We start from the raw sequence: 14217 nt of genomic DNA on the forward strand, positions 1-14217 counted from the left end.
CAAGCCATGACAATGGCTATTTCCTGTCGACAATATGTGTGCAATTATTCGGCCGCATTGGCTCGCGAGACAGGTCGACGATGGCGAAGAATGAACCGGCAGAAACCGATATGCCCCGCGCACGCGGCTCCGGAACGCAGAGCGTCTATACGGTTCTGCGCGGGGAAATCCTCGCCATGACCCTGGCACCGGGCAGCCCTCTCGACGAGGTGCGGCTATCCGAGCGTTTCGGCATGTCGCGCACCCCGATCCGTGAGGCCCTGCTGCGGCTTTCGGCGGATGGCCTCGTCGCCACGCTGCCGAACCGCAACACCATCGTGGCGACGATCGATTTCGCCTCGCTCCCCACCTATTTCGACGCGCTGACGCTGATGTATAGGGTCACCACCCGCGGAGCCGCCATGCGCGGGGCGCCGCAGGCGATGGGCGAGATCCGCAAGCGCCAGGCGGAGTTCGCCGCCGCCGTCGCCGCCCAGGATGCCTTTGCGATGATCGAGGCGAACCGGGAATTCCACGTGGCGATCGCCGAACTTGCCGGCAACGCCTATTACACCACATTCTTTGCCCGACTGCTCGACGAGGGGAGGCGCATCCTGCGTCTCTATTACCGCACGTTCGACGACCGCTTGCCGCGCCAATATGTCGACGAGCATGAGGAGATGATCGCCGCGATCGAAGCGCGCGACGTCGAGCGCTCCGACAAGCTCGCCATCAAGCATGCGGACCAGATCGTCCGGCAGATCCAGGACTATCTCGCCCGCGATCTCGGCCATCCCATCGACCTTGCCGCGAGCTGAGCCGCAACCTTCCGCATTCGTTTCACAGGACCAGAAATCATGAACTCCCCTTCGATCGACGCCGTGGTTATCGGCTCGGGCATAATTGGCGCGATGTCGGCGCATTACCTGCTGGAGGACGGCCGTTCGGTGCTGATGATCGAACGCGGCGAGGTGGCCAGGGGTGCGAGCAGCGGCAATGCCGGCATTCTCGCCTTTCCTGAGATCATACCGATCGCCGCCCCCGGCATGATGCGGAAGGCGCCGAAATGGCTGCTCGATCCGCTGGGACCGCTGAGCCTGCCGCCTTCCTACGCGCTCAACATGGTGCCTTGGCTGTGGCGCCTCTGGCGTGCCAGCGCCCGGCCGGCCTATGAACGCACCGTCGGTGTGCATGCCAGGATGATGCCGATGGCGCGCAGCGAAATGCTGCGTACCGTCGAGCGCGCCGGCCTGCGGGCGATGGTGAAGCAGACCGGCACGCTCGACCTCTACGACAGCGAGGCGAGCCTCAATGCCGCAGGCAACGACTGGCTGGCGAAACGCAAGGCCGGTTTCGAGTTCCAGAAAGTCGGTCGCAGCGAGATCGAGGCTCTGCAACCGGGTCTTGCACCGCAGTTCCAACACGGCGTCTTCACGCCGTCGGGCCTGCAGGTCTCCGATCCTCTGGAATTCACCCAGGCCCTGTTCAGCAACGCCATGTCGCGCGGCGCCTCGCTCAGGATCGGGGAAGCCACCCGTATCGAGCCGACGGCCGACGGCGCCCGTGTCGTGCTGGACGACGGCGCTGTCTTCGAGGCGAAGACCGTGGTGCTGGCTGGCGGCGCCTGGTCGAAAAAGATCGTGACTGGCCTTGGCGACCACGCGCCGCTGGAAACCGAGCGCGGCTACAACACGACGTTGCCGCAGGGCGCCTTTCCGCTGCATCGCCAGCTCTATTTCAACGATCACGGCTTTGTCGTCACGCCGCTCTCCTCCGGTATCCGCGTCGGCGGCGCCGTCGAACTCGGAGGGCTGAACCTGGCTCCGAATTACCGGCGCTCGGAAGCGATGCTGAAAAAGGCGAAAAGCTTCCTGCCGGATCTGAAGACCGATGGCGGCCGGCAATGGATGGGATTTCGTCCGTCAATGCCGGACTGCCTGCCGGTGATCAGCCCGTCAGGCGCCACGCCGGCGGTCATCTACGCCTTCGGCCACGGACATCTCGGCCTCACCCAGTCGGCCGCAACCGGCCGGCTGGTTGCCGATATCGCCGCGCGGCGGACGCCTGCTGTCGATATCCAACCCTACAGCATCAGCCGTTTCCGCTGAGGCAACCGACAGCGAAACGTCGATCGGCAGAACATGCCGAATATCTACGAAATACAAACAGGATATAATCCTTGTGAAGCCGAAAGGAACCGGACATGGCCTGGTCTCACCCCGTCTCCAAGATCACCGATGACGAGCGCCGGCAGCGCCTTTCGCGGCTGCAGGCATCGCTGGACGAAACGGGATTGGGCGGCGCTCTTCTCGGCGCCAGCGAAAGCCTGCGCTATTTCACCGGCCTTGTCTGGCACCAGAGCGAACGCCTGCTCGGCGCGTTGGTGACGCCGAAATCCGTGACCTACATCGTACCGGGGTTCGAACAGAGCCGCGTCGAGAGCCTGCCGCATCTGCCGGGCGAAATCGTCGTCTGGCAGGAGGATGAGGCAGGTGCCGCCCTCGTCGCCTCGCTACTGCCCGCTAATGTCAAACTTGCGCTCGACGACGCCCTGCCGCTATTCGTCTACCACCAGCTCGCCGCCGTCTTCGGCACCGACCGGCTTGTCGATGGCGGACGGCTGATCCGCGATCTGAGGCTCCGCAAGTCGAAGGCAGAGATCGACCTCATTCAATATGCGATGAACCTGACGCTGGAAGTGCATCGCCGCGCGCATGCCTTCATCAAGCCGGGCGTGCTGTCCTCCGACGTGGTGCGCCATATCGACGAACAGCATCGCGCGCTCGGCGCCGAAGGTGGTTCGAGCTTCTGCATCGTCTCGTTCGGGACCGCGACCTCGCTTCCGCACGGGGCCGACGGCGACCAGACCTATGCCCCCGGTGACGTGGTGCTGGTCGACACCGGGTGCCGGCTCGACGGTTATCATTCGGATCTCACCCGCACCTATATGCTGGAGGAGCCGACGCAGGAATTCGCCGTCGCCTGGGCGATCGAGCGCGAGGCGCAACAGGCAGTCTTCGAGGCCGCCCGCCTTGGCACAACCTGCGGCAGCCTCGACGACGCAGCCCGCAGGGTTCTGGCAAGGCATGGGCTGGGGCCGGACTACGTCCTGCCCGGCCTGCCGCATCGCGCCGGCCATGGGCTCGGCCTCGACATCCACGAGGAACCCTATCTGGTGCGCGGCAATGCCACCGTGCTCGAACCGGGTATGTGTTTCTCCAACGAACCGATGATCGTTTTCCCGGATCGCTTCGGCATCCGGCTCGAAGACCATATCCACATGACAGAGACCGGGCCGCAATGGTTCACTCACCCGGCGAAGGGGCCGGCAGAACCCTTCGCATGAGATTTCGGCGGAACCCTGGCCGCCGGGACCCAACCTTTGCTGGACAAGACGGCGGCTTGAGGACGCTTTGCCCCTCCATCTTCTCTCCGTTAAACGGATAGAGGATAAGGCAGGTGGATAAGGCAGCGTTATGCCGTCGCCAAGCCGGGAAAGTCTTCCGCTTACCGCGATCCGCCCGGCTCGCCGCTCTGGTCCAGGACCCGGCTAAGGCTGAGTGCGGCGATGGTGCAGATCGCGCCGGAAATCAGGTAACCGCCGATGAAGATGATGCCGAAACTGCTGGCGAGGCCGAGCGCCACCAGCGGTGCAAAACCGGCGCCGATCAGCCAGGCAAGATCGGAGGTGAGCGCCGCACCGGTATAGCGGTAATACTGCCCGAAACGGGACGAGACCGCCCCGGAGGCCTGGCCGAAGGAGAGGCCGAGTATCCCGAAGCCGATGATGATGAAGGCGTCCTGGCCCTTGCCGCCGGCATTGAGCAGGAAAGGTGCAGAGAACGAGAAGATCGCGATGATAATGGCGCCGATCATCAGCTGGCTGCGGCGGCCGATACGGTCGGCGATCAGGCCCGACAGGATGATGCCGACGATGCCGACGGCGGCGCCGATCACCTGCACGAACAGGAATTCCGCTGCCGACTGGCCGCCGTAAAGGGTGACCCAGCTCAGCGGGAATATCGTCACCAAGTGGAACATCGCGAAGCTTGCCAGCGGCACGAACGCGCCGAGCACCACATCATGCGCGTGCTTGCTCAGCATTTCGAAGATCGGCCGGGCCTGCAGTTCGTTGGCCTCGAGTGCCGAGCCGAACTCCTTGCTGGCGACGATGCGCAGGCGCGCGAACAGCGCCACGACATTGATCGCAAATGCCACGAAGAACGGATAGCGCCATCCCCAGGAAATGAAATCCGCTTCCGAGAGGTTGGCGACGAAATAACCGAACAGGATGCTCGCCAGCGCAAAGCCGATCGGCGCGCCGAGCTGCGGGATCATCGCGTACCAGCCGCGCCGATTGGACGGCGCGTTGAGGTTCAGGAGCGACGCGAGGCCATCCCAGGCTCCCCCGAGCGCGAAGCCCTGTCCCATGCGGAACAGCGCCAGCAATGCCACGGCCCAATAACCGATCGTGTCATAACCTGGCAGGAAGGCGATCGAAGCCGTGGATCCCCCGAGCAGGAAGAGCGCGATCGTCAGCTTCGTGCCGCGCCCGTAGTTGCGGTCGATCCACATGAAGACGAACGATCCGACCGGTCGCGCCATGAAGGCGAGCGGGAAGATCGCGAACGACATGAGGGTCGCGGCGACTGGGCTCGGCGCAAACGGGAAGATAAGCTTGGGGAACACCAGGACGGAGCCCAGCCCATAGACGAAGAAATCGAAGAACTCAGACATGCGACCGATGATCACACCGAGCGCAATGCTGCCCGGCGAGATCGGCTTGTCGTCATGAATGCGGCGGGCATCCCTTTCGAGGCCGGACGATGTGGGACCTGCTGACGCGGGATTGACGACCGTGGTCATGAATTCCTCCTGGCGAAAGTTCGCCTTGTCCCCGAAATGTTGATCAACATGCTGCCGAGATCAAGGAACAAGGCTAAAAAAACCTGACATTTGCGACGGCCAATACCGTCTTCTCATCCACGCCCTCTGGTCAGCCGGACAGGTTGTCCTAGATTTCCCGGTTGGCGGATGTGGAGCCGAGTGTGCAGGTCGTGCAGCAAAACGATGTTGAAGGCCATGCGGTCTTTTGCTGCACTGCGACATCTTGCTGCACTGCGACGAACGGCCCTATTTCAGCCGACGCCGGAACGCGATTACTTCCAACTAGACAAAACGCAAATTCGAGCCCGAGATGACCCCTCAGTTGAAAATCGTCGCACGGTTGTTCGCTCTCCTTGCTCTTATGGGGCTTTCCGGGTGCAATCTGGTCGTCATGTCGCCTTCCGGCGACATCGCAAGGCAGCAAGCCGATCTGATCATCGTCTCCACGGTGCTGATGCTGATCATCATCGTGCCGGTGATCTTCCTCACGCTGTTCTTTGCCTGGCGCTATCGCGGCTCGAACACCAATGCGCCCTACGATCCCGAATGGCACCATTCGACCCGACTCGAAGTCATCATCTGGTCGGCGCCGCTCGCCATCATCATTGCGCTCGGCGCCGTGACCTGGATCAGCACCCATAAGCTGGACCCCTACCGGCCGCTCGACCGGATCGACGCGCGGCGCGCAGTGTCGGCGGAAGTGAAGCCGATCAACGTCGAAGTGGTGGCGCTCGACTGGAAATGGCTGTTCTTCTATCCGGATTACGGCATCGCCACCGTCAACGAGATGGCGGCCCCTGTCGACGTGCCGATCAATTTCAAGATCACCGCCTCGTCGGTCATGAACTCCTTCTACGTACCGGCCCTGGCCGGGATGATCTACGCCATGCCCGGCATGGAAACGAAGCTGCACGCCGTCATCAACAAGCCCGGCGAATACGAAGGCCTCTCCTCGAACTACAGCGGCGACGGCTTTTCACACATGCGCTTCAAGTTCCACGGCGTCGATCAGGCCGGTTTCGACCAGTGGGTGGCCCGCGTGAAGCAGAACGGCACGGCGCTCAACCGCGACGCCTATCTGAAGCTCGAAAAGCCGAGCGCCAAGGAGCCGGTGCGTTATTACGCATCCGTCGAGGACGGACTCTATCGCGCGGTCCTCAACATGTGCGCGACGCCCGGCAAGATGTGCATGGACGAGATGATGCATATCGACATGGCGGGCGGTGCCGGGACCGAAAGCCAGGGGAACCGCGCCAGGCTGGAGCACGACAACCGCCATGCCGGTGAAGGTGGCCACGGAGCATCGGCCGCACCGGCAGCAACTTTCCCCGCAACCGGTAACCCCTCCCGCACCGACGAGCCGGCCGAAGGCATCAATGACCGAACGGGCTCGCAGCCGCAGACGACGAACCAGCACATGCATGAGCCGGGCCAACAGGGGGGCGCCGCGCCCTCACAGCTCAACAACGATCCCCCGGCCCTCACTCCCGGCCAGACCCCGACAAAGCCCTGAACGAGTAGAAACCCATGTTCGGCAACACTTCGATTACGCAATTCCTGTTCGGGCGGCTTTCCCTTGAAGCCATTCCCTATCACGAGCCCATCCTGGTCGTGACCTTCATAGCGGTCGCGATCGGCGGCCTCGCCGTCCTGGCGCTGATCACCAAGTACAAGCTCTGGGGCTATCTGTGGACCGAGTGGTTCACGAGCGTCGATCACAAGAAGATCGGCATCATGTATATCGTGCTCGCCATCATCATGCTGCTGCGCGGTTTTGCCGATGCGATCATGATGCGCATCCAGCAGGCGATCGCCTTCAACGGAAACGAGGGCTACCTCAACCCGCATCACTACGACCAGATCTTCACCGCCCACGGCGTGATCATGATCTTCTTCGTGGCAATGCCCTTCGTCACCGGTTTCATGAACTACGTGGTGCCGCTGCAGATCGGCGCACGCGACGTTTCCTTCCCCTTCCTCAACAACTTCTCCTTCTGGATGACGACGGCCGGCGCCGTCATCATCATGATGTCGCTGTTCGTCGGCGAGTTCGCGCGCACCGGCTGGCTGGCCTATCCGCCGCTTTCGGGGGCCGATTACAGTCCGGGCGTCGGGGTGGACTATTATATCTGGGGCCTGCAGGTGGCGGGCGTCGGCACGACGCTATCCGGCATCAACCTGATCGCCACGATCGTGAAGATGCGCGCCCCCGGCATGACCTTCATGAAGATGCCGGTCTTCACCTGGACCTCGCTCTGCACCAACGTGCTGATCGTCGCCACCTTCCCGATCCTCACCGCCACGCTCGCGCTGCTCTCGCTCGACCGCTATGTCGGCATGAACTTCTTCACGAACGATCTCGGCGGCAACCCGATGATGTACATCAACCTCATCTGGATCTGGGGTCATCCGGAAGTCTACATCCTCGTGCTGCCGGCCTTCGGCATCTTTTCCGAAGTCGTTGCCACCTTCAGCGGCAAGCGCCTCTTCGGTTACGCCTCGATGGTCTACGCCACCTGCGTGATCATGATCCTCTCCTATCTCGTTTGGCTGCATCACTTCTTCACGATGGGCGCGGGCGCGAGCGTGAACGCCTTCTTCGGCATCACGACGATGATCATCTCGATCCCCACCGGCGCCAAGATGTTCAACTGGCTCTTCACCATGTATCGCGGCCGCATCCGCTACGAACTGCCGATGTACTGGACGATCGGCTTCATGGTGACCTTCGTCATCGGCGGCATGACCGGCGTCATGCTGGCCATCCCGCCGGCCGACTTCGTGCTGCACAACTCGCTCTTCCTGATCGCCCACTTCCACAACGTCATCATCGGCGGCGTGCTGTTCGGGCTCATGGCAGGCCTCGTGTACTGGTGGCCGAAGGCCTTCGGCTACAAGCTCGACAAGTTCTGGGGCCTCATCAGCTTCTGGTGCTGGCAGATCGGCTTCTTCGTCGCCTTCATGCCGCTCTACGTGCTCGGCCTGATGGGTGTCACCCGCCGCGTCAGCCAGTTCGAGGATCCTTCCCTGCAGATATGGTTCGTCATCGCCGCCATCGGTGCCGCGATCATTGCCTGCGGCATCGGAGCATTCATCATCCAGCTCGTCGTCTCGTTCCTGCGCCGCGACCAGCTGCGCGAGACTTCCGGGGATCCGTGGGATGGGCGCACGCTGGAATGGTCGACCTCCTCGCCGCCGCCGGACTACAACTTCGCCTTCACGCCCGTCGTGCATGATCACGACAGCTGGTACGACATGAAGAGCCGCGGATACGAGCGTCCGCTCGGCGGCTTCAAGCCGATCCACATGCCGAGGAACACCGGCACAGGCATCATCCTGGCGGGTATCAGCATCGTCTTCGCCTTCGCCATGATCTGGTACATCTGGTGGCTGGCGGCGGTCTCCTTCATTGCGATGATCGCCACGGCGATCGGCCATACGTTCAACTATAACCGGGATTTCCATATTCCCGCCGAAACCGTGACCGCAACAGAGGACGCGCGCTCAAAGCTGCTCGCGGACCGGACCTGAGATCATGAGCCAGACGCAAGCGCAAACCGACGGCCCGGAAAACGGCAAGCTGCAATTCTACGTCACGGAAGAGCACCATCCGGAAGGCAGCACCATGCTGGGCTTCTGGCTCTATCTGATGAGCGACTGCCTGATCTTTGCCGTGCTCTTCGCCACCCACGGCGTGCTCGGCCGCAATTATGCGGCAGGCCCCTCGCCCGCAGACCTGTTCGACCTGCCGATCGTCGCGATCAACACCGCAATGCTGCTCTTCTCGTCGATCACCTACGGCTTCGCCATGCTGCAGATGGAGCGGGGCGCCAAGGCCGAGACGCTGTTCTGGCTCGGCGTGACGGGCATCTTCGGCGTGATCTTCCTCGGGCTGGAACTCTACGAGTTCAACCACCTGATTCACGAGGGTGCCGGGCCGACCCGCTCGGCTTTCCTTTCCTCCTTCTTCACGCTGGTCGGCACCCACGGGCTGCATGTGACCTTCGGCATCATCTGGCTGATCACGCTGATGGTGCAGGTCGGCAGACGGGGCTTGATCGAGGCAAACAAGCGCCGCCTCATGTGCCTGTCGATGTTCTGGCACTTCCTCGACGTCGTCTGGATCGGCGTCTTTTCCTTCGTCTATCTCATGGGAGTCCTCGGATGAGCGCGCACGGCCAAGCCCCATTGCACGAAGATGCCGCTGAGGCCCATCATGGCCACAGCAATGGCCATCAGGCCGGCCACGGCACACTGAAAGGCTATCTGATCGGTTTTGCCCTGTCGGTGATCCTGACGGCTATTCCCTTCTGGCTCGTCATGGGCGGCGTCTTCGACAGCAAGCTTCTCACCGCCTTCATGATCATGGGGCTCGCCGTCGTGCAGATCGTCGTGCACATGGTCTACTTCCTGCACATGAACCCCCGCTCCGAAGGCGGCTGGACGATGATGGCACTGCTCTTCACCCTGGTGCTGGTCGGCATCACGCTTGCCGGTTCCCTCTGGGTCATGCATCATCTCAACACCAACATGATGACGATGTCGCCGGAGATGATGAAGAACATGCCGTGACGCCCCGAAAGGGATGAGCCTCAGAAGGATAAACGCGTTGTCTCTCGACCATCCCTTGATCGGAGAAACGGTGGATGCGGGGCCGACCCGCTCCCAGCTCGTCTTCGCGGGTGCGATGCTGTTCCTGACGCTAATCTTCCTCGGGCTGGGCACCTGGCAGGTGCAGCGGCTCTTCTGGAAACTCGACCTGATCGCCCGCGTCGATGCCAGGGTCACCGCCACCCCGGTGCCGGCTCCGTCACCGGCAGCCTGGTCCGGCATCAACGCCGAAAACGACGAATACCGTCGCGTCATCGCGACCGGCACCTTTCGCCACTACGCGGAAACGCCGGTCCAGGCCGTGACCGATCTCGGACCCGGCTTCTGGATCCTGACGCCGCTGGAGCAGGCGGATGGAACCACGATCCTGATCAATCGCGGCTTCGTGCCGGCGGCCCGCCGCGATCCGGCAGCCCGCGCGGATGGAGAGATCGAAGGTCCCGTCAGGATCACCGGCCTTCTCCGGATGAGCGAGCCGGGCGGCGCCTTCCTGCGCTCCAACGATCCCGCCGACGGCCGCTGGTATTCGCGCGACGTCGCGGCCATTGCGGCAACGAAGGGCATCGGAAAGGCGGCACCCTATTTCATCGATGCCGACGCGACGCCGATCCCCGGCGGCCTGCCGGTCGGCGGACTGACGGTGATCCGCTTCCGCAACAGCCACCTCGTTTATGCCGCCACCTGGTACCTGCTGGCGGCGATGAGTGCCGCGGCGGCCTATGCTATCCAGCGCCGGCGGCTCGCCTGAAACCGGATCCTGAAACTCGGGCGGGGATTTCCGCTGGATAGCGGGCGTGCAATCTGTTCATCCCGCGCCGAATTTCTCATACTTCGGGAACGGTATTCGCCAGCGCCGCAGGCGGGCCGGCTAAAAGCGGATCAATATCATGAGACAGTTTTTCAATTCGAAATACAAGATCATCTTCACGACAACGCTGTTCGTCCTGACATCGGTGTTCATGTCGATCTCGGCGACGGGGCATGTCAGCGGTAATTACATCGCGATCGTGCTGGTCGGGTTCCTGTTCACCATCCTGTCGCTTTATTCGGCGGTCAGGTCGAAATACGCGGAATACCTGATCATCGGCAGCCTGCTGCTATCCCTCTCGACCCTGGTTGGCATCACCGAAGTGCTGACCAAGAAGATCTCCAACATGGAGTATGGGATTTATTTCTTCCCTTTCCTCGGCTGCGTCGGCCTGCTTTCGCTGGTCCTCATCGCACGTTATCTCACCGGTGAGGGATGGAGCGTCAGCTCCGAGAAGACGCGCGAGGCCGTCTCCGTCTGCGCCACGATCCTGGGATTCGTGCTGGCGATCGCCTCGGCCTTCGTGCCGACCTGAAGGTCCGGCATGAACAAGCAACTGAAAAGACGCCAGGGCGTCGCTGAGCGACGCCCTGGCGATTTTATCGATCAGACGAGATCGAAACGGTCGGCGTTCATGACCTTGGTCCAGGCCGCCACGAAGTCCTTGACGAACTTCGCCTTCGAGTCGGACTGGCCGTAGACTTCGGCGATCGCGCGAAGCTGCGAGTGCGAACCGAAGATCAGATCGACGCGGGTGCCGGTCCACTTGGCGGTGCCCGTCTTGCGGTCGCTGCCCTGATAGACGCCCTTCTTGCCTTCGACCGGAGCCCAGATCGTGCCCATGTCGAGCAGGTTGACGAAGAAGTCGTTTGTCAGGGTTTCCGGGTTGTCGGTGAAGACGCCATGTTCCGGCTGACCGGCCTTCAGCACGCGCAGGCCGCCGATGAGTACGGTCATTTCCGGTGCCGTCAGCGTCAGCAGCTGGGCGCGGTCGACGAGGGCTTCTTCCGCCTGCATGAACTGCAGCTTGCTGCCGTTGACGTAGTTGCGGAAAGCATCGGCACGAGGTTCGAGCGGCGCGAAGGAATGCGCATCCGTCTGCTCCTGCGAGGCGTCCATCCGGCCCGGCGTGAACGGCACGATGATGTCCTGGCCGCCGGCCTTGGCCGCCTTCTCGACGCCGGCGGCGCCGGCAAGCACGATCAGGTCGGCCAGAGAGATCTTCTTGCCCCCGGTCTGGGCAGCGTTGAAGTCCTTCTGGATGCCTTCGAGCACACCGAGAACCTTGGCGAGCTGCTCCGGCTGGTTGGCTTCCCAATCCTTCTGCGGGGCAAGCCGGATACGCGCACCATTGGCACCGCCGCGCTTGTCGGAACCGCGGAAGGTCGAGGCGGAAGCCCAGGCAGTCGAGACCAGTTCCTGGACCGAGAGACCGGTTGCCAGAACCTTGGCCTTCAGGCTGGCGACATCCGCGTCGTCGACGAGCGGGTGGTCGACGGCCGGGATGACATCCTGCCAGATCAGGTCTTCGGCCGGAACTTCCGGACCGAGGTAACGGACCTTCGGTCCCATGTCGCGGTGGGTCAGCTTGAACCAGGCACGGGCGAAGGCGTCCGCGAACTGGTCGGGGTTTTCCATGAAACGGCGCGAGATCTTCTCGTAGATCGGATCGAAACGCAACGCGAGGTCGGAGGTCAGCATCTTCGGCTTGTGCTTCTTCGCCGGGTCGAAAGCGTCCGGGATCGTGTCGCCTGCGCCCTTGGCAACCCACTGCTTGGCACCGGCCGGGCTGGTTTCCAGCTCGTATTCGTAACCGAACAGGTTCCAGAAGAAGTTGTTGCTCCACTTGGTCGGGGTCGTCGTCCAGGTCACTTCCAGGCCGCTGCCGATCGCGTCGCGGCCAATGCCGGTGTTGAACTTGCTCGACCAGCCGAGGCCCTGCAATTCCAGCTCGCCGGCTTCCGGATCGACGCCGACGAAGGAAGGATCGCCGGCGCCATGGGTCTTGCCGAAGGTGTGGCCGCCGGCGATCAGCGCGACGGTTTCTTCGTCGTTCATCGCCATGCGGGCGAAGGTTTCGCGGATGTCGCGGGCGGATGCCAACGGGTCCGGATTGCCGTTCGGGCCTTCCGGGTTGACGTAGATGAGGCCCATCTGCACGGCGCCGAGCGGTTCCGCGAGCTGGCGCTCGCCACTATAGCGTTCGTCGCCGAGCCAGGTGCCTTCCGGACCCCAGTAGAGCTCTTCCGGTTCCCAGACGTCGGCGCGGCCACCGGCGAAACCGAAGGTCTTGAAGCCCATCGATTCGAGCGCGACATTGCCCGTCAGGATCATCAGGTCGGCCCAGGAGATCTTGTTGCCGTATTTCTGCTTGATCGGCCACAGCAGACGGCGGGCCTTGTCGAGGTTGACGTTGTCAGGCCAGCTGTTAAGCGGCGCGAAACGCTGCTGGCCCTGGCCTGCGCCACCGCGGCCATCGGTGATGCGGTATGTGCCGGCGCTGTGCCAGGCCATGCGGATGAAGAGGCCGCCATAGTGACCGAAGTCTGCCGGCCACCAGTCCTGCGAATCGGTCATCAGCGCATGAAGATCCTTCTTCAACGCATCGAGATCGAGCGTCTTGAATTCTTCGGCATAGTTGAAGGCTTCGCCCATCGGATCGGAGCGGACGGAGTGCCCGTGAAGGATCTGGACGTTCAGCTGGTTGGGCCACCAGTCGCGGTTCGATCTGCCGCGAGGCGTGTGGGCGACCGGACATTTGCCGGCGTTTTCGCTAGATTTCGCATCCATGACTTTCTCCTTTAGTGCTTTCATTATCTGCCGTGCAAAAGAGAGCATTTTCCGTGAACCGGATGGTTCAGCGCCGCAAGCTTCGGCCTCGCTTCCCGTCCCGTCGGGTTGAAAGCCCAGCGCACCCTCCCTCGGATTCTCTTCTTATCGGAAGCCTCTCATAAATTTAAGTTGGATTTACTGATCGTTGCGATAAGCTGAGATTATGAAGAACCTCACACTGAAACAGCTCCGCTATTTCGAGGCGTTGGCGCGGGATGGCCGCTTCAGGCGCGCAGCCGACGCATGCGCGATCTCCCAACCTGCCCTGTCGATGCAAATCAAGGAACTCGAGCAGGAAGTGGGCGGAGACCTCTTCGAGCGGAACGCCCGTGAAGTGAAACTCACCGCCTTCGGCCAAACGTTCGCGCTTAGGGTGCGCGACATCCTCCGTGCCGTGGATGAATTGGCGGAACTTGCCCGTGCTTCGCGTGATCCGTTTCTGGCCCGCCTGCGTATCGGCATCATTCCAACGATCGCACCCTATCTTTTGCCGGCGATCATCAACGACCTGAACAAGACGTTCGAGGGAATAGAAATACAGGTGCGCGAGACGCAAACCGCAAAGCTGGTTCAGGAACTGGCCCAGGGCGAGCTGGATCTGGCAATCGTCGCCCTGCCCGTCTCGGCACCGTTCCTGACCGAGATGAAATTGTTCGAGGAGGAGTTCGTGCTGGTCCGGGGGCGCGAGGATGCGGGCAAGCCGGTTCCCGAACGCGAGGCGCTTCGCGAAATGCGCCTGCTTCTTCTGGAAGAGGGCCACTGTTTCCGCGACCAGGCGCTGTCGTTCTGCAAGATAGGAGCGACGCGCCCCCGCGAAGTCATGGAAGGCAGCTCTCTGTCGACGCTCGTGCAGATGGTCAGCGCCGGCATCGGCGTCACCCTGATCCCGGAAATGGCAGTGCCGGTGGAAACGCGCTCGGCGCAGGTTTCGATCTCCCGGTTCCAGGCGCCCCGGCCCTCGCGCACGATCGGAATGATCTGGCGCAATTCGACGCCCCTCGTCACCCAGTTACTGCAGATTTCCGAGGTCGTTCGCGGTTCCGCCAATACCATGCGCCGGCACAACACCGCATAGTCCCGAGGCCGAAACGAAGGCGTTT

12 protein-coding genes are annotated in these 14217 nt (G+C 62.4%); 10 read left to right on the plus strand and 2 right to left on the minus strand.

Annotated features, from left to right (window positions below):
• Nucleotides 1-110 precede the first annotated feature (110 nt).
• The 3 genes from J2X76_RS24285 (at nucleotide 111) to J2X76_RS24295 (ending at nucleotide 3325) form a co-directional block, all read left to right on the plus strand.
• Nucleotides 111-797 carry a GntR family transcriptional regulator gene (locus J2X76_RS24285; protein WP_310219972.1) on the plus strand — a complete coding sequence of 229 codons (687 nt, stop codon included), beginning with the start codon at nucleotides 111-113 and terminating at the stop codon, nucleotides 795-797.
• A gap of 39 nt (nucleotides 798-836) precedes the next feature.
• Entirely contained in the window at nucleotides 837-2087 is a 1251-nt protein-coding gene (locus J2X76_RS24290; protein WP_310219973.1) for an FAD-dependent oxidoreductase, read from the plus strand.
• A gap of 95 nt (nucleotides 2088-2182) precedes the next feature.
• Entirely contained in the window at nucleotides 2183-3325 is a 1143-nt protein-coding gene (locus J2X76_RS24295) for a Xaa-Pro peptidase family protein (protein WP_310219974.1), read from the plus strand.
• Nucleotides 3326-3486: 161 nt separating this feature from the next.
• On the opposite strand, the gene J2X76_RS24300 is transcribed toward J2X76_RS24295, so the two are convergent.
• A complete protein-coding gene (locus tag J2X76_RS24300; protein ID WP_310219976.1) occupies nucleotides 3487-4845 on the minus strand; it encodes an MFS transporter in 1359 nt (452 codons plus the stop codon).
• Nucleotides 4846-5176: 331 nt separating this feature from the next.
• On the opposite strand from J2X76_RS24300, the gene cyoA reads away from it, so the two are divergent.
• The 6 genes from cyoA to J2X76_RS24330 all read left to right on the plus strand — a co-directional run bounded on the left by cyoA (nucleotide 5177) and on the right by J2X76_RS24330 (nucleotide 10820).
• The gene (cyoA, locus tag J2X76_RS24305) at nucleotides 5177-6379 is read left to right on the plus strand and encodes a ubiquinol oxidase subunit II (protein WP_310219978.1); all 1203 of its coding nucleotides are present in this window, start codon (nucleotides 5177-5179) and stop codon (nucleotides 6377-6379) included.
• Between the two features lie 14 nt (nucleotides 6380-6393).
• Nucleotides 6394-8397: a cytochrome o ubiquinol oxidase subunit I gene (gene cyoB, locus J2X76_RS24310; RefSeq protein WP_310219980.1), complete on the plus strand. Its 2004-nt coding sequence runs from the start codon at nucleotides 6394-6396 to the stop codon at nucleotides 8395-8397.
• A 4-nt stretch (nucleotides 8398-8401) separates the two neighbouring features.
• Nucleotides 8402-9034, plus strand: coding sequence for a cytochrome o ubiquinol oxidase subunit III (gene cyoC, locus J2X76_RS24315; RefSeq protein ID WP_113128296.1), 633 nt, complete (start codon nucleotides 8402-8404; stop codon nucleotides 9032-9034).
• A complete protein-coding gene (cyoD, locus tag J2X76_RS24320; RefSeq protein ID WP_310219982.1) occupies nucleotides 9031-9438 on the plus strand; it encodes a cytochrome o ubiquinol oxidase subunit IV in 408 nt (135 codons plus the stop codon). Before cyoC ends, cyoD begins: the two co-directional genes overlap by 4 nt.
• Before the next feature lie 37 nt (nucleotides 9439-9475).
• A complete protein-coding gene (locus J2X76_RS24325) occupies nucleotides 9476-10225 on the plus strand; it encodes an SURF1 family protein (protein ID WP_310219984.1) in 750 nt (249 codons plus the stop codon).
• 139 nt (nucleotides 10226-10364) lie between these two features.
• Nucleotides 10365-10820 (plus strand): hypothetical protein, encoded by a 456-nt coding sequence (locus J2X76_RS24330; RefSeq protein WP_310219986.1) that lies wholly within the window; start codon nucleotides 10365-10367, stop codon nucleotides 10818-10820.
• 71 nt (nucleotides 10821-10891) lie between these two features.
• Here J2X76_RS24330 and katG read toward each other — a convergent pair whose 3' ends face one another.
• Complete coding sequence (gene katG, locus J2X76_RS24335) at nucleotides 10892-13075, minus strand: catalase/peroxidase HPI (protein ID WP_310219987.1); 2184 nt, start codon at nucleotides 13073-13075, stop codon at nucleotides 10892-10894.
• Between the two features lie 205 nt (nucleotides 13076-13280).
• Between katG and J2X76_RS24340 the strand changes: the two genes are divergently transcribed.
• Nucleotides 13281-14192 carry a LysR substrate-binding domain-containing protein gene (locus J2X76_RS24340; protein WP_310219988.1) on the plus strand — a complete coding sequence of 304 codons (912 nt, stop codon included), beginning with the start codon at nucleotides 13281-13283 and terminating at the stop codon, nucleotides 14190-14192.
• Nucleotides 14193-14217 lie beyond the last annotated feature (25 nt).

The organism is Neorhizobium sp. 2083 (assembly GCF_031455615.1).
In the GTDB taxonomy this organism is placed as follows: Bacteria; Pseudomonadota; Alphaproteobacteria; order Rhizobiales; family Rhizobiaceae; genus Neorhizobium.